The organism is Cryobacterium sp. TMT2-42-4 (assembly GCF_004402645.1).
In the GTDB taxonomy this organism is placed as follows: Bacteria; Actinomycetota; Actinomycetes; order Actinomycetales; family Microbacteriaceae; genus Cryobacterium; species Cryobacterium sandaracinum.
Genome location: NZ_SOFT01000025.1, coordinates 90,814 through 106,092, shown reverse-complemented (window position 1 = coordinate 106,092; position 15,279 = coordinate 90,814). Strand labels below are relative to the sequence as shown.

General features: G+C 68.9%; 12 protein-coding genes. 6 read left to right on the top strand and 6 right to left on the bottom strand.

The window, feature by feature from the left end; genetic code table 11:
- Positions 1-17: 17 nt before the first annotated feature.
- The 3 genes from bcp to aroA form a co-directional block, all read right to left on the bottom strand.
- Positions 18-497, bottom strand: coding sequence for a thioredoxin-dependent thiol peroxidase (bcp, locus tag E3O18_RS09065; RefSeq protein WP_174722042.1), 480 nt, complete (start codon positions 495-497; stop codon positions 18-20).
- Positions 498-671: 174 nt separating this feature from the next.
- Positions 672-1,721: a ribosome small subunit-dependent GTPase A gene (rsgA, locus tag E3O18_RS09060; RefSeq protein WP_134395998.1), complete on the bottom strand. Its 1,050-nt coding sequence runs from the start codon at positions 1,719-1,721 to the stop codon at positions 672-674.
- On the bottom strand, positions 1,718-3,076 hold the full coding sequence (gene aroA, locus E3O18_RS09055; RefSeq protein ID WP_134395997.1) for a 3-phosphoshikimate 1-carboxyvinyltransferase: 1,359 nt from the start codon (positions 3,074-3,076) through the stop codon (positions 1,718-1,720). Before aroA ends, rsgA begins: the two co-directional genes overlap by 4 nt.
- A 110-nt stretch (positions 3,077-3,186) precedes the next feature.
- Between aroA and E3O18_RS09050 the strand changes: the two genes are divergently transcribed.
- Both E3O18_RS09050 and E3O18_RS09045 read left to right on the top strand, forming a co-directional pair.
- Positions 3,187-3,792 (top strand): sigma-70 family RNA polymerase sigma factor, encoded by a 606-nt coding sequence (locus E3O18_RS09050; RefSeq protein WP_241973274.1) that lies wholly within the window; start codon positions 3,187-3,189, stop codon positions 3,790-3,792.
- Positions 3,789-4,031 (top strand): zf-HC2 domain-containing protein, encoded by a 243-nt coding sequence (locus tag E3O18_RS09045; protein ID WP_134395996.1) that lies wholly within the window; start codon positions 3,789-3,791, stop codon positions 4,029-4,031. The genes E3O18_RS09050 and E3O18_RS09045 overlap by 4 nt, the downstream gene beginning before the upstream one ends.
- Here E3O18_RS09045 and E3O18_RS09040 read toward each other — a convergent pair.
- Positions 4,028-4,864 (bottom strand): VOC family protein, encoded by an 837-nt coding sequence (locus tag E3O18_RS09040; protein WP_134395995.1) that lies wholly within the window; start codon positions 4,862-4,864, stop codon positions 4,028-4,030. The genes E3O18_RS09045 and E3O18_RS09040 overlap by 4 nt on opposite strands.
- A 243-nt stretch (positions 4,865-5,107) precedes the next feature.
- Positions 5,108-8,920: a multifunctional oxoglutarate decarboxylase/oxoglutarate dehydrogenase thiamine pyrophosphate-binding subunit/dihydrolipoyllysine-residue succinyltransferase subunit gene (locus E3O18_RS09035; RefSeq protein ID WP_134417940.1), complete on the bottom strand. Its 3,813-nt coding sequence runs from the start codon at positions 8,918-8,920 to the stop codon at positions 5,108-5,110.
- Positions 8,921-9,052: 132 nt separating this feature from the next.
- Here E3O18_RS09035 and E3O18_RS09030 point away from each other — a divergent pair, with 132 nt between their 5' ends.
- The 3 genes from E3O18_RS09030 to E3O18_RS09020 all read left to right on the top strand — a co-directional run bounded on the left by E3O18_RS09030 (position 9,053) and on the right by E3O18_RS09020 (position 13,186).
- Positions 9,053-10,492 (top strand): GuaB1 family IMP dehydrogenase-related protein, encoded by a 1,440-nt coding sequence (locus E3O18_RS09030; RefSeq protein ID WP_134397393.1) that lies wholly within the window; start codon positions 9,053-9,055, stop codon positions 10,490-10,492.
- 179 nt (positions 10,493-10,671) lie between these two features.
- Positions 10,672-12,132, top strand: a complete 1,461-nt coding sequence (locus E3O18_RS09025) for a hemolysin family protein (protein ID WP_134395992.1) — start codon at positions 10,672-10,674, stop codon at positions 12,130-12,132.
- On the top strand, positions 12,125-13,186 hold the full coding sequence (locus E3O18_RS09020; RefSeq protein WP_134395991.1) for a hemolysin family protein: 1,062 nt from the start codon (positions 12,125-12,127) through the stop codon (positions 13,184-13,186). The genes E3O18_RS09025 and E3O18_RS09020 overlap by 8 nt, the downstream gene beginning before the upstream one ends.
- Before the next feature lie 22 nt (positions 13,187-13,208).
- Here the strand turns inward: E3O18_RS09020 and E3O18_RS09015 are convergent, their stop codons facing one another.
- Entirely contained in the window at positions 13,209-14,300 is a 1,092-nt protein-coding gene (locus tag E3O18_RS09015) for an NADH:flavin oxidoreductase/NADH oxidase (protein WP_134395990.1), read from the bottom strand.
- 74 nt (positions 14,301-14,374) lie between these two features.
- Between E3O18_RS09015 and E3O18_RS09010 the strand changes: the two genes are divergently transcribed.
- Positions 14,375-15,235 carry an ADP/ATP-dependent (S)-NAD(P)H-hydrate dehydratase gene (locus E3O18_RS09010; RefSeq protein WP_134395989.1) on the top strand — a complete coding sequence of 287 codons (861 nt, stop codon included), beginning with the start codon at positions 14,375-14,377 and terminating at the stop codon, positions 15,233-15,235.
- The last annotated feature ends 44 nt before the right edge of the window (positions 15,236-15,279 follow it).

Here is a 15,279-nt window from a genome sequence, read left to right as displayed (position 1 = left end):
TGGCGGCATCCGTGTGGTCAGGCCGGCAAGCCGAGCCTCTTGCGTAGGCTCGCGACATGGCCGGTGGCCTTCACGTTGTAGAGGGCCAGCTCGACCATGCCGGTCTCGTCGATCACGACGGTGGAACGCAGCACGCCCGTGACGGTCTTGCCGTAGAGGTTCTTCTCGCCCCAGGCGCCGTAGCCCGTGTGCACCGCGAGGTCGGTGTCGCTGAGGAGCGCGAACGTGAGCTGCTCGGTCTCCTGGAACTCCTTTAGCTTGACCGGGGCATCCTTTGACACGCCGAGCACTTGGTAGCCGGCCGACGCCAGTGAGCTGAGGTTGTCGCGGAAGTCGCAGGCCTGCTTCGTGCAGCCGGGCGTCATCGCCGCCGGGTAGAAGTACACGACGACCTTCGAGCCGGCGAAATCGGCCAGCGAGACGGCGTTCCCGTCCTGGTCGGACAGGGTGAACGGAGGGGCTTGGTCGCCGGCCGCGAGCCGCGTGGAATCGATCATCCCCCCACGCTACTGGTCCCGCCTGTACCCATTTTCCGCCCATCCCTGACGAATTCGACGGAGATTGGGGGTCAAACACCCGTTTTTTGGCCCTGAGCGCTTTCTAGAGCAAAATCTCCGTCGAATTCGTTCAGTGCAGGGGCTGCCGGCTCGGAAGTGGCGGGTGACAGGGGGCTAGTGGGTGGGGGCGGAGGCGAAGGTGGCGAGCAGGCGCTGCAGCGAGTCCAGGCGCACCTTGCCGGTCTCGCCGAGCTTGCCGGCGCTAACGGCCTCATTGATCGCGCAGTCGGGCGAGTTCGGCAGGTGGGTGCAGCCGCGCGGGCACTTTTGGGAGATCAGGGCCAGGTCGGTGAAGGCCTTGAGGATGTTGTCGGTGTTGATGTGGCCGAGACCGAAGGAGCGCACGCCGGGGGTGTCGATGACCCAGCCCCGGCCGGCATCCGTTTGCAGTCGCAGCGAGATGGTCGACGAAGACGTGTGCCGGCCGCGGCCGGTCACCGTGTTGACGACTCCGACGGCACGGTGGGCGCTCGGCACGAGGGCGTTGACGAGGGTGGACTTGCCGACGCCGGAGTGACCGACGAAGACCGTGTCGTGGCCGACCAGGGCGGCGGAGATCTCCGCCAGCGGCATGGCGTCGTCGCGGCTCTCGAAGACGGGCAGGTCGAGGCCGGCGAAGTTGCGGAGGAAGGCGGTGGGGTCGGCCAGGTCGGTCTTGGTGATGCAGAGAATGGGATTCACGCCCGCGTCGTAGGCGGCGACGAGGTAGCGATCGACGAGACGGATGCGCGGCTCCGGGTTGGCGGCGGCCACCACGATCAGCATCTGGTCGGCGTTGGCGACGATCACTCGCTCCACGGCGTCGGTGTCGTCTGCGCTGCGGCGCAGCAGCGTCGTGCGCGGCACGATCCGCACGATCCGGGACAGGCTGCCCGGTGCTCCGGTCGTGTCGCCGACGATGTCGACGCGGTCGCCGGTGACGACGGCCTGCTTGCGCAGTTCACTCGCCCGGGCGGCGGTCACCCGGCGCTCGGCAGGCAGGTTCTCGTCGAGCATGACGGTGTACCGGCCTCGGTCGACCGAGAGGATGCGTCCGGTCAGCGCGTTCTCGTGGTCGGGGCGGGTCTTGGTGCGCGGTTTGCTGCCCTTTCGGTTGGGGCGCACACGCACGCTCGACTCGTCGAACTCGGGCTCATCGTCGTCGGCACTCGCCCACCACGTCACGACGGGGCTCCGGAAACGAGCGTCGACCAAAGGTCGGTGAACTGGGGGAGGGTTTTCGCGGTCGTGCCGATGTTCTCGATCAGCAGGCCGGGAACGCGAAGCCCGATCAGCGCGCCCGCGGTTGCCATGCGGTGGTCGTCGTAGGTGTTCCACGGCCCGCCGTGCAGCGGGCGCGGGTCGATCCGCAACCCGTCGGGCAGCTCGGTGACGGCGCCGCCAAGCCCGTTGATCTCCGCGGCGAGGGCCGCCAGCCGGTCGGTCTCGTGGTGGCGGATGTGCCCGATCCCGGTGATCGTGCTTGGGGACTCGGCCAGGGCAGCCAGGGCCACGAGCGTGGGCGCGAGCTCTCCGCCGGTCGACAGGTCGAGCTCCACGCCCCGGATGCAGCCGGTCCCGGAGACCGTGAGCCGGTCGCCCTCCCGGGTGACCGCGGCGCCGAAGCGCGGTAGCAGTTCGGCCAGGTCGGCGCCGACCTGGGTGGTGGTCTCGGGCCAGCCGATGATGGTCACGCTGCCGCCGGCGACGAGGGCCGCGGCGAGGAACGGCGCCGCGTTGGAGAGATCGGGTTCGATGTCGACCTCGACACCCTGGATCGGGCAGGGCGCGACGATCCACTCGCCGACGGCGGGACTCTGAACGGTGACGCCGCGCCGGGCCAGCGTGGCGATGGTCATCTCGATGTGCGGCATGCTCGGCAGGCGCTCGCCGGAATGACGAAGGTGCAGGCCTAGCTCGAAGCGGGGCGCGGCGAGCAACAGGCCGGAGACGAACTGGCTTGATGTGGACGCGTCGATGGTGATCTCTCCGCCGGCCAGCGTGCCGGTACCGTGCACGGTGAAGGGCAGGGCGCCGCGACCGTCGTCGTTGATGTCGGCGCCGAGGGCCCGCAGGGACGAGATGGTGGTGCCCATCGGGCGACGGCGTGCACCGGCGTCCCCGTCGAAGGTGGTCGGCCCGAGTCCGAGCGTCGCGACCGGCGGCAGGAAACGCATCACGGTGCCGGCAAGACCGCAGTCGACGGTCGTCGACCCGAGTAGCTCCCCGGGGGTGATCCTCAGGTCGGCGCCGAACTCCCCGGCTCCGGGGACCTCCTCGATGACGGTGCCCAGCTGACGCAGCGCCGCGACCATCAAGTCGCTGTCCCGCGAGTGCAGCGGGGCACGCAACAGCGACGGATGCGCGGCGAGGGCGCTGAGAACCAGCTCCCGGTTGGTCAGCGACTTCGACCCCGGCAGGGACACGGACGCGCAGAGCGGGCCGGCGGCCGTCGGAGCGGGCCAGCGGGCATCCGTCACCTCGGGCGACGTGTCGCCGTAGGGATCGAACTCAGGCTTGGAATATCTCGAGATCAACATCGGTTATCAGAATAGTCGGTGATGAAAGAGAGAGGGAGGCCCGGGTGACGCTGTCCATGGTGCTTGAGCGACCTGCGGTCGTTTCACGCGACGGCTTAGGATTGTCCGTGATGACAACCGATGCGATCGAAATGCGAGACCTGTTCGAAGAGCAGGCACTGCCCTTTATCGACCAGCTGTACGCCGCGGCCATGCGCATGACGCGCAACCCCTCCGACGCCCAGGATCTGGTTCAGGAAACGTTCGTGAAAGCGTTCGCTGCGTTCAAACAGTTCGAGCAGGGCACCAATCTCAAGGCCTGGTTGTACCGCATCCTGACCAACACCTTCATCAACACGTACCGCAAGAAGCAGCGTGAGCCGTTCCAGGGCACCATCGACGATCTCGAGGACTGGCAGCTCGGCGGCGCGGAGTCCCGCACGGCGACGACGAATCGTTCGGCGGAGGCCGAGGCCATCGACCACCTGCCGGACAGCGCCGTCAAGGACGCGTTGCAGTCCATCCCGGAGGACTTCCGGCTGGCTGTCTACTTCGCCGACGTGGAGGGGTTCTCCTACCAGGAGATCGCCGAAATCATGAAAACACCCATTGGCACCGTGATGAGTCGCCTGCATCGTGGCCGGCGCCTCCTGCGCGACCTGTTGGCCGGTTACGCCATTGAGCGCGGCCTGGGAACAGCGGCGGGCCAGACTCGAACCGGGAGCACACCAGCATGACCGATTGTGGCTGCGAGAAGGCCAAGGCCGAACTCGAGGAATACCTGCACAACGAACTGTGCGGCGAAGACGCGTCTGACATTCAGGAGCACCTCGCCCACTGCATCGACTGCAGCGACGAGCACCTGGTCGGGCGCACCCTGACCGAGGCCGTGCAGCGCGCATGCCGTGAAATGGCCCCCGAAGACCTGCGCGACCAGGTGTTGCTGAAGCTGCGCACCATCCAGTCCGCCCACTAGCCGATCGGTAGGTCGGCGTCCTCCTCACCGGCGTCGTCGATGTTCTTCTCCTCGGCGAGCGGCTCGTCGACCGAGCCGAGCACGAACAGGGCCCCGGTCGGGTCGGTGACCAGCGCGAAGGTGCCGAACTCCGCCGTCCACGGCTCACGGACGACCGTGCCGCCGAGCTCTGTCACGGTCGCCGCGGCCGCGTGCACGTCAGGCACCCCGAGATAGAGCTGCCAGTGCGAGGGAACGCTGTCGGGCAGGTGGTCCGCGGCGTCGAAGACGCCCGTCACCATCTCGCCCTCCGCCCCGATCGTGCTGTAGCGGAAGTCCTCCGTGTCGCTCAGGACGACCGGTTTCCAGCCGAACACCTTGGTGTAGAAATCGAGGGCGGCGGAATAGGAGCGGGTGTTCAGCTCGTGCCAGACCGGTGAGCCCGCCTCGCCGAAGACGTCGAAGCCGGTGAACTCGTCGGCCTGCCACACCCCGAAGGGCGCACCCGTCGGGTCCATCAGGATGGCCATGCGGCCCATGGTTCCCACCGTGATCGGCTCGGCCAGCACGTCTGCGCCGGCCGCGCGGGCGGCGGCGACGGCGGCGTCGGCATCCGTCACCGACAGGTAGGTGGTCCACGTGTCGGGCAGTTGGGAACCCGGCTCCTGTGAGCCCATGCCGGCGACGTCCGCGTCGCCCTTACGGAAGGTGACGTAGTTGCCGTCCTCCGAACCGGAATCGCTGGCCGTCCAGCCGAACAGCCGGGTGTAGAACTCCCGGGCGCGCGGCAGGTCGGAGGTCATCAGGTCGGCCCAGCAGGGCTGGCCGGTTCGGTTCGCGTGCGGTGCGGGCATGGCGGATCTCCTTGTCGGTGGCCGATGCGTCGGCGGGCGGTGCGGCCAGCCTAGATGAGTGAGTCCTGATAGCCGAGGGGTGATAGTGGTTCGCGGTTCCGAGACGGTTGTGCCCGATGCCCACGCCGGGCGATCAGGGGACCGTGACGCTGGATGAAGTGTGGACCGCCGTGTCTCTCGAGTCCGAAGCCGTGCAGTAGCGCTGTCTCGAACTCATTCGACGGTTCTGCTGGTCGGCGCAGGTTACAGGGTGAGCGCCTGGCGGAGCAGTTCGGCCTGCTCGACCGCGTGACGCTTCGCCGAGCCCGCCGCCGGCGACGCCGACGCCGCCCGGGAGAACAGGGTCACCGCGCGCGGGCCCAGCTTGTTCGTCTCGAGGTAGAAGAACGGCCACGCACCCTGGTTCTCCGGCTCATCCTGCACCCAGGCGAGTTCGGCGTCGGGGTACTGGTCGGCGACCTGCTTGAGTTCGACGGCGGGCAGCGGGTAGAACTGCTCCATGCGAACCAGCGCGATCTCCGGGTTCGGGTTCTTGTCGAGTTCGGCGAGCAGGTCGTAATAGAGCTTGCCGGCCAGGAACAGCACCCGCTTGACCCGCGACTTGTCGGTGATCCGGGCGTCGTCGATGACCGGTTCGAACCGGCCGGTGGTGAAGTCGGCCACCTCGCTGGTCGCGCCGCGCAGGCGCAGCATCGACTTCGGAGTGAAGACGATCAGCGGGCGCCGCGGGCGCATGTAGGCCTGACGGCGCAGCAGGTGGAAGTACGACGCGGGCGTCGACGGGCGAGCGACGGTCATGTTGTCTTCCGCGCACAGCTGCAGGTAGCGCTCGATCCGGGCGGACGAGTGGTCCGGCCCCTGGCCCTCGTAGCCGTGCGGTAGCAGCAGCACAACGGATGACCGCTGGCCCCACTTCTGCTCGGCGGAGGAGACGAACTCGTCGATGACCGTCTGGGCGCCGTTCGCGAAGTCGCCGAACTGCGCCTCCCAGAGCACCAGGGCGTCGGCGCGTTCCACCGAGTAGCCGTACTCGAAGCCCATGGCCGCGTATTCGCTGAGCAGCGAGTCATAGATCCAGAACCGGGCCTGGTCTTCGCTGAGGTTCGCCAAGGGCAGCCATTCCTGGCCGTTGATGCGGTCGTGCAGAACCGCGTGACGCTGCACGAACGTGCCGCGGCGGGCATCCTGGCCGGCGAAGCGCACCGGGGTGCGCTCGAGCAGTAGGGAGCCGAGGGCGAGGAGTTCGCCGAAGCTCCAGTCGATTTTGCCGTTGCGACTCATGTCGTTGCGCTTCTGCATCAGCTGCTGCAGCTTATTGTGCACGGTGAAGCCGGTGGGCTTGTTCAGGAAGGCGTCGCCGATCAGGTGCACGACCGCCTCGGGCACCCCGGTGGTGGCCGGTTCCCCGATCCCGTCGTCGTGCTTGTCGGTACCGTGCTTCTCGGCACCGATGCCCTGCGGCGCGGCACCGGCCGCGCTGACGACCGGGATCGACGAGGACTGCGCCGCGTGCGTCTCCATGAACGCGCGCTCAAGGCGGTCCTGGAAGTCGGCGTGGGAGGCCTCGTATTCCTCCTGCGTGATGTCCCCGCGACCGACGAGAGCCTCGGTGTAAAGCTTCCGAACGGAGCGCTTGGCCTCGATCAGGTTGTACATCAGCGGCTGGGTCATCGAGGGGTCGTCGCCCTCGTTATGGCCGCGGCGGCGGTAGCAGACGAGGTCGATGACGACGTCCCGCTTGAATTCCTGGCGGTAGGCGAAGGCGAGCTCCGCGACCCGCACCACGGCCTCGGGGTCGTCCCCGTTGACGTGGAAGATGGGCGCCTGGATGGTCTTGGCGACATCCGTCGAGTACACCGACGTGCGCCCGTCGCCAGGCAGCGTGGTGAAGCCGACCTGGTTGTTGACGACCAGATGGATGGTTCCCCCGGTGCGGAAGCCGCGTAGTTGGGACATCTGGAGCGTCTCCAGGACGATGCCCTGGCCGGCCATGGCGGCGTCGCCGTGCACGAGGACCGGCAGGGTGGAAAAGGTGCCGATCGGCTTACGGTCCTGTTTGGCGCGCACGATGCCCTCGAGGACGCCGTCGACGGCCTCGAGGTGGGACGGGTTCGCGGCCAGGTAGACCGGCATCTCCGTGCCGTTGGTGGCGCGGAAGGTGCCCTCGGTGCCCAGGTGGTACTTGACGTCGCCGGAACCCTGCACGGTGCGGGGATCCTGCGTGCCCTCGAACTCGCGGAAGATCTGGCCGTAAGTCTTGCCCGCAATGTTGGTCAGCACGTTCAGGCGTCCGCGGTGGGCCATCCCGATGCAGACCTCGTCGAGGCCGGCATCCGCGGCACCCTGCAGGATCGAATCGAGCAGGGCGATGGTGGATTCGCCGCCCTCGAGGCTGAACCGCTTCTGGCCGACGTACTTGGTCTGCAGGAAGGTCTCGAAGGCCTCGGCCTCGTTGAGCTTGCCGAGGATGCGCATCTGCTCGTCATGCGTGGGCTTGACGTAGCTCTTCTCCATCTTTTCCTGCATCCACTTGCGCTGGGCAGGGTCCTGGATGTGCATGTACTCGATGCCGGTCGTGCGGCAGTAGGAGTCGCGGAGTACGCCGAGGATGTCGCGCAGAAGCATCAGGCGTTTGCTGCCGAAGCCGCCGGTGACGAACTCACGGTCCAGATCCCAGAAGGTCAGCCCGTGGTTCGAGATGTCCAGGTCGGGATGCGAGCGCTGCGTGTACTCGAGCGGGTCGATGTCGGCCATCAGGTGGCCGCGAACGCGGAACGCGTTGATGAGCTCCTGCACGCGGGCGGTCTTGTCGACGGCGCTGGCCAGGTCGACGCTGATGTCGGGGGCCCAGTGGATCGGGTCGTACGGGATGCGCAGGGCCGAGAAGATGTCCTCGTAGAAGTTGTGCTGCCCGATCAGGAGCTCGTGCACGATCTTGAGGAACTCGCCCGAGCCGGCACCCTGGATGACCCGGTGGTCGTAGGTGCTGGTCAGCGTGATGGTCTTGGAGATGGCGAGGCCGGTCAGGGTCTTGACGCTGGAACCCTGGAACTCGGCCGGGTAGTCGAGTGCGCCGGCGCCGATGATGCAACCCTGGCCCTTCATCAGGCGCGGTACGGAGTGCACAGTGCCGATGCCGCCGGGGTTGGTGAGGGAGACCGTGGCGCCGGAGAAGTCATCCGCCGTCAGTTTGCCCTTGCGGGCCCGGGTGACGAGGTCTTCGTACGAGGAGAGGTACTCGCCGAAGGTCATGGTGTTCGCGCGCTTGATGGCCGGGACCATCAGGGAGCGGGTGCCGTCGGGCTTGGGCAGGTCGATCGCGATGCCGAGGCCGACGTGCGCGGGGGCGATGACCGAGGGCTTGCCGTCGATCTCGTTGTAGTAGACGTTCTGGCTGGGGAACATCTTCAGCGCCTGGATCAGCGCCCAACCGATCAGGTGCGTGAACGACACCTTGCCACCGCGCGAGCGCTTCATGTGGTTGTTCATCACGATGCGGTTGTCGATGAGAAGCTTCGCCGGGATGGTGCGCACGCTGGTGGCCGTGGGCACGGTCAGGCTGGCCGCCATGTTCGCCGCGAGGCTCTTGGACATGCCGCGGAGCGGGGTGACGACGTCGACCTCGGTGGCCTCGGTGGCGGTCGGCTGCGAGTTCGTGATCGGGATGTCGGCCGGAACGGGAACCCGCTTGGGCGCGCTGGACGTCGTGCGCGCGGTGCGCTGCCCGCCGGCGACGGGGATGGGCGCCGTGATCGGGGCCGGCTCCGCCGCTGAGGCGGCCGGGGTTGCGGGAGCGCTTGCCGCGGGCGTGGTCACGTCGGGAGCGATCACGGCGGGCGCGTCGCCTGCGGGTGCGTTGCTCGCGGGAGCCTCTGACCCGTCGCTGCGGCCGTTCGCGGTCTGGTGGTAGCTCTCCAGGACGGGCCACCAGGACTCGTCCACCAGCTTCTTGTCGACGAGGTACCGTTCGTATAGTTCGTCGACGAGCCACTCGTTCGCTCCGAATTCACCCGACGTCGTCTCGTCGGATCCACTACCGGTCAACTGGCTTGACACAGCCGGTTCCCACTCTCTACGTTGATTTTGAATGTCCCGAGCGGTCGTGCACGCCCGGCGCGGTCTGCCCGTCCAGCCTAATCCCCTCGGGCCTGGCTGCGGGCATCCGCGCGGAGCGCTAGCGTTATTTCCATGCAGTTCTATGGAGCGGTACCCAGCCACGACCTCACGTATTCCGACGTCTTCCTTGTGCCGAGCCAATCGGATGTGAGCAGCCGCCTCGATGTCTCCCTCGCCCCGGGCGACGGCAGCGGCGCCACCATCCCCATCGTCTCGGCGAACATGAACTCGGTCACCGGGCCGCGCCTGGCGGCCGCGCTCGCTCGCCGCGGCGCGCTCGGCGTGCTGCCGCAGGACATGCACCTGCAGGATCTCGACGCCGCGATCCGCTGGGTCAAGGCCCAATCCACCCGCTTCGACACCCCCTTCAACTTCGCCCCGGCGGACACCGTGGCGCTCGCCCTGCGGCAGGTGCCGGCTGTGGCCGGCCAGGGATTGGTCATCAACGACCACAACGGCGAGTACCTGGGTGCCATCGACGCGTCCCGGCTGGCGACGGCGCTGCCTGACGCGCTCCTCGGAGATCTCCTGCACGGCACGATGACCTCCCTCGACGCCGACGATATCGAAGGCCCGCGCCGCGCGTTCGACGTGATGACCGCGGCCGAGCTCGACTTCGCCACCGTGCAGCACCACGGTCGGGTGATCGGCACCCTCAGCCGCAAGAGCGCGCTTCGCTCCACCCTGTATCAGCCCGCGCTGGACGCGCAGGGCCGGCTGCGCGTGGCCGCGGCGGTCGGCATCAACGGCGACATCGCGGCCAAGGCTCGGGCGCTCGTCGCCGCGGGGGTGGACGTCCTCGTGATCGACACCGCGCACGGGCACCAGGGCGGCATGACGCGGGCGATCAGGATCGTCGCCGACCTGGGCCTCGGCATCCCCATCGTGGCCGGCAACGTCGTGACCGCGGATGCCGTGGGTGACCTCGTCGGCGCCGGCGCCACCATCGTGAAGGTCGGCGTCGGTCCCGGCGCCATGTGCACCACGCGCATGATGACGGCGGTCGGCCGCCCCCAGTTCTCGGCCGTGCTCGAGACCGCGGCCGCCGCCCGGGAACTCGGAGCGCACGTCTGGGCCGACGGCGGGGTGCGCTACCCGCGCGACGTGGCGCTCGCGCTCGCCGCCGGCGCGGCATCCGTCATGATCGGATCCTGGTTCGCCGGCACGATCGAGGCACCCGGCCTGCTCGACCGGGACGCCGCCGGCGGTATTTACAAGGAGAGCTGGGGGATGGCCTCCACCAGGGCTGTGCGCCAGCGGTTCGACCGCCTCGACGCCTACGAGCTGGCCCGCAAGACTCTTTTTGCCGAGGGGATCTCCAGCTCGAAGATCTACCTGGACCCGCTGCGACCGTCCGTCGAGGACCTGCTGGACATGATCACCTCCGGCGTGCGTAGCTCGTTCACCTATGCGGGCGCGACCTCGGTCGCGGAGTTCCACACCCGTTCGCTGGTCGGGATCCAGTCGGCGGCCGGCTACGAGGAGGGCAAGGCCCTGCCCGTCTCCTGGTAGAGGTGGGGGGCCCGACACCCGGGACCGACTCGTGGCCTCGGTGCCGGGCGGTAGACTGGGCGGAATAATGGACGACCCCCCTCCTGCGCATGCGCCCGGTTTCTCGCCCGGAAATTCTTCCCGTCACCCGAACGGCGTCTCGGTCATGATCTTCGGTGCCGCCGTTGTCGAGGTCCGCCATGTATGAGTGGATCATGCTCGCCGCGGGCCTTTTCCTCACCGTCGGAACCGGCCTGTTCGTCGCCAGCGAGTTCGCCCTGGTCAATCTGGACCGGTCGGAGCTCGAGGCCCGCCGCGATCGAGGAGAGACCCGACTCGGCCTGACCATCGCCGCACTCAGGATCACCTCGACGCACCTCTCCAGCGCCCAACTGGGCATCACCCTCACCACCCTGCTCACCGGTTACACCATGGAGCCGGCTCTGACCATGCTGCTGTCGCCGTCGCTGATCGGCCTGGGGCTGTCCCCGGCGGTGGTGCCGGTCGTCGCGGTCACGACCGCGGTCATCGTCGCCACACTCGCCTCGATGATCATCGGCGAGCTGGTGCCGAAGAATTTCGCCCTCGCCCTGCCCGTGCAGACCGCGAAGCTGGTCATCCCGTTCCAGACACTGTTCACGACGGTGTTCAAACCAGCCGTCGTCGTGCTCAACGGCAGCGCCAACGGTGTGCTGCGGTCGATCGGGATCGAGCCGAAGGAAGAGCTGTCCGGGGCGCGCACCGCGGAGGAGCTGTCCTCCCTCGTGCGGCGCTCGGCCAGTGCCGGGCTGCTGGAGAAAGACACCGCCACGCTCCTGCACCGTACGCTGCTCTTCTCCGGGCATACCGCCTCGGACGTGATGACGCCCCGCCCGCGGGTGGCCAGCATCGAGCGCACCGCCTCCGCCCAGGCCGTCATCGACCTCACCCGCCAAACCGGGTATTCCCGCTTTCCCGTCGTCGACGAGGGCGTCGACGACATCGTCGGGATCGTGCACGTGAAGCAGGCCGTGGCCGTTCCCCGACGCCGCCGGGCGGATGTCCCGGTGTCGGCCCTGCAGTCCGAGGCCATCCGGGTGCCCGAGACCATGAAACTCGACGGACTGCTGGTCGAGCTGCGCGGCCGCGGTTACCAGATGGCCATCGTCGTCGACGAATACGGCGGCACGGCCGGAGTGGCCACGCTCGAGGACCTGGTCGAGGAACTCGTCGGAGAGGTTGCCGACGAGCACGACCGCACCCGCGCCGGCGTGGTGTTGTCTACCGACTCTCTGACATTCCCCGGCATGCTCCGTCCGGACGAGCTGCTCGACCGAACCGGCATCGTGATCTCGGAGGACGGCCCCTACGAAACCGTGGGCGGGTTCGTGATGAGCGAATTGGGTCGCCTGCCCGTCGTCGGCGACGTCGTGCAGCTGGCCGGCGGCGTGCTGTCGGTGGAACGCCTCGACGGTCGCCGGATCGACCGGCTGCGCTTCACACCCTTCGTCGAACCCGTCGAGCCCGAGGAGGGCGGCGAGCCCGTCGAGCCCGAGGAGGGCGGCAAGCCTGCCCGGGGCGACCGCGGTACCAGGACCGACACGAAATCCGAAAAAAAATCGGACAAAAAGGGTGACCGTAAGAAGAACGGCACGGAGCGCAGGGTGAGTGACCATGAGTGACTGGGCAGGGCTGGTCTGGCTGGTCGTGCTGCTCGCGGCCAACGCCTTCTTCGTTGCCGCGGAATTCGCGGTTATCTCCGCGCGCCGGTCCCAGATCGAACCTCTCGCCGAGGCAGGCAAGAAGCGCGCAATCACAGCGCTGTGGGCGATGGAACACGCCACCCTCATGTTGGCGACCACCCAGCTGGGCATCACGGTCTGCTCGCTGCTCATCCTGAACGTCTCGGAGCCGGCGATCCACCACCTGCTCGAGATCCCGCTGGGCCTGACACCGCTACCGGTGGAGGCCATCGGAGTGATCGCCTTCGTGATCACGCTGCTGCTGGTCTCCTACCTGCACGTCGTGTTCGGTGAGATGGTGCCGAAGAACCTGTCGTTCTCCATCCCCGACCGGGCCGTGCTCGTGCTCGCCCCGCCGCTCGTCTTCTTCGGCCGCCTGGTCAAGCCCGTGATCGTGACGCTCAACGCCACCGCCAACCTGGTGGTGCGGATGTTCGGGGTCCAGCCCAAGGAGGAGGCCACCAGCACTTACACGTTGGACGAGGTGGCGACCATCGTCTCCCAGTCGACCCGGGAGGGCGTGCTGCGGGACGGCACCGGGGCACTCAGCGCCACGTTCGAGTTCACCACCCGCAAGGTGCGGGACGTCGCGGTGAACCTCGACGGCCTGATCAGCCTGCCCGAGGCGGCCACCCCCGCAGACGTGGAGAAGGCCGTCACCAGACACGGTTTCTCCCGCTATGTGCTGGTGAACGAGTCCGGTGAACCGACCGGGTACGTTCACCTGAAGGACGTCATCGACCTCGACGGCGACACGGCCACCTCGGTCGGGCAGGGCAGCTACGCGGAGCCGATCCCGGGCAAGCGCATCCGTTTGCTGGCGTCGATCTTCGAGGACACCGACCTCGAAGATGCCCTGGCCACCATGCGGCGTTCCGGCGCGCACCTGGCGCGCTCGTTCACCGCGACCGGTGAGACCGTGGGGGTACTGTTCCTGGAGGACATCATCGAAGAGCTGGTCGGCGAAGTGCAGGACGCGACCCGCCGCCTGTAGCCGCTCTCAGGTGTAGCCGTTCTCAGGAGGCCGGCCACCGGGCGCGCAGGTACTGCGGCGGCCAGTAGTCCACGTCGGCGCCGAGCTCGTGGGCGGCCCGCAGCGGGAAGTGCGGGTCGCGCAGGAGTTCGCGGCCCAGCAGGACCGCGTCGGCCCGGCCGGATGCCACGATCTGCTCGGCCTGGTGCGCGGTGGTGATCAGCCCGACGGCACTGACCCGCACATCCGCCGCCGTTTTCACGTGCTCGGCGAGCGGCACCTGGTAACCGGGACCCAGCGGGATGCGCACCCCGGTCACGTTGCCGCCGGAGGAGATGTCGAAGAAGTCGGCGCCGGCGGCCGCGGCCCAGCCGGCGACCTCGGCCGTCTCGTCTTCGGTCCAGCCGCCCGGGGTGTAATCGGTGGCGGAGAACCGCACGAACAGGGCGCGCTCCTCGCCGATGACCGCGCGCACGGCGGCCACGACCTGAAGCAGCAGGCGGGCCCGGTTCGGCAGCCCGCCGCCGAAACCGTCGGAGCGCCGGTTGCTCAGCGGGGACAGGAACTGGTGCAGCAGGTAGCCGTGCGCCGCGTGCAGCTCCACGACGTCGAACCCGGCCTCCACCGCGCGGAGCGCGGCGGACGCGAACCCGTCAACGATTCCCTGGATGCCCGCGGCATCCAGGGCCACGGGCGGTGCGTAGCCGGGGAACGGCACGGCCGAGGCCGACACGGTCGGCCAGCCGCCGTCATCCGTCGCCATGGTGCCGTGCCGGTCTTCGCCCCAGGCCGGCCAGACGGAAGCCTTACGCCCCGCGTGGGAAAGCTGGATGCCGGCCTTCGCGCCCTGCGCATGAAGGAAGGCCACGATCGGTGCCCAGGCGGCGGTCTGTTGCGCGTTCCAGAGGCCGGTGTCGGCGTCGGAGATGCGGCCCTCCGGGCTGATCGCGGTTGCCTCGGCCAGGACCAGCCCGGCGCCGCCCGCGGCCAGCGCGCCCAGGTGAACGAGGTGCCAGTCCCGAGGGACGCCGTCTTTCTCCCGCACCGCGTACTGGCACATCGGCGCCGCCCAGAGGCGGTTGCGCAGGGTGACGCCGCGTACGGTGAACGGTTCGAACAGGGCGGCAACAGCCACGGATTTCCCCCAAGGGTCGAGTGGGCGGGCGGAGCGGCCGGCCCGACGCTCTCAAAACAACCTATCGTGAGTGCATGAGCGAACCACGGGGATGGCTGGAATGGGACGGCGCACGGGCGCGCGAGCGGATCGCGGTTCCCCGGGCGGACGACGACAAGTACCGCCGCGGCGTGCTGGGCGTGCGCACGGGCTCCGACGAGTACCCCGGGGCCGCGGTGCTCGGAGTCGAGGCGGCCCTCCGCACCGGGGTCGGGATGGTGCGCTACCTCGGCCCGAGACGGGCGTCCGACCTGGTGCTGCAGCGCCGCCCCGAGGCCGTCACCGCCCCCGGGCAGGTGCAGGCCTGGCTGCTCGGCTCGGGTCAGGACGCCGCCGCGCGCGACCGGGTCACCGAGGCCGCGCTGCTCGGCGCCCTGGCCGAGGGGCTGCCCGCGGTGTGCGACGCCGGGGCCCTCGACCTGGTCGGCCGGGCGACCGGGCCCGTCGTGATCACCCCGCACTACCGCGAACTCGCCCGGCTGCTGACCCGACTGCTCTCCCCTCAGGGCGAGTCGGTGGCCGGTTCCGAGGTGGCGGCTGCGCCGGGGGAGTGGGCCGCGCGCGCCGCGTCCGGCCTCGGCGTCACGGTGCTGCTCAAGGGGAGCGTCACCTGGATCGCGGCGCCCGACGGCACCCGGCTGACGGTGTCGAAGGCGCCCTCCTGGCTGGCGACGGCCGGATCCGGGGACGTGCTCGGCGGCATCCTTGGCGCCCTCTTGGCCACGCATTCACGGGCGATCCAGACGGATGTCGCCGCGCCGGCCCATCTCGCGGCGACGGCCGCCCTGGTGCACGCCCGGGCAGCGGCCCGGGCGTCCAACGGAGGGCCGATCACCGCGCTCGACATCGCCGGCGCGGTGCCGGCCACGATCGCGGATCTGCTCGGCTCGCGCTGACCCTCGCGCTGACTGTCCCGGTGCGGCGGCGGAGCCGTGGGCGT

Excerpts from the sequence above, each read along its gene's own strand:
- bcp (WP_174722042.1), bottom strand. The coding sequence starts at position 497 with ATGATCGATTCCACGCGGCTCGCGGCCGGCGACCAAGCCCCTCCGTTC.
- aroA (WP_134395997.1), bottom strand. The coding sequence starts at position 3,076 with ATGTTGATCTCGAGATATTCCAAGCCTGAGTTCGATCCCTACGGCGAC.
- E3O18_RS09050 (WP_241973274.1), top strand. The coding sequence starts at position 3,187 with ATGACAACCGATGCGATCGAAATGCGAGACCTGTTCGAAGAGCAGGCA.
- E3O18_RS09045 (WP_134395996.1), top strand. The coding sequence starts at position 3,789 with ATGACCGATTGTGGCTGCGAGAAGGCCAAGGCCGAACTCGAGGAATAC.
- E3O18_RS09040 (WP_134395995.1), bottom strand. The coding sequence starts at position 4,864 with ATGCCCGCACCGCACGCGAACCGAACCGGCCAGCCCTGCTGGGCCGAC.
- E3O18_RS09030 (WP_134397393.1), top strand. The coding sequence starts at position 9,053 with ATGCAGTTCTATGGAGCGGTACCCAGCCACGACCTCACGTATTCCGAC.
- E3O18_RS09025 (WP_134395992.1), top strand. The coding sequence starts at position 10,672 with ATGTATGAGTGGATCATGCTCGCCGCGGGCCTTTTCCTCACCGTCGGA.
- E3O18_RS09020 (WP_134395991.1), top strand. The coding sequence starts at position 12,125 with ATGAGTGACTGGGCAGGGCTGGTCTGGCTGGTCGTGCTGCTCGCGGCC.
- E3O18_RS09010 (WP_134395989.1), top strand. The coding sequence starts at position 14,375 with ATGAGCGAACCACGGGGATGGCTGGAATGGGACGGCGCACGGGCGCGC.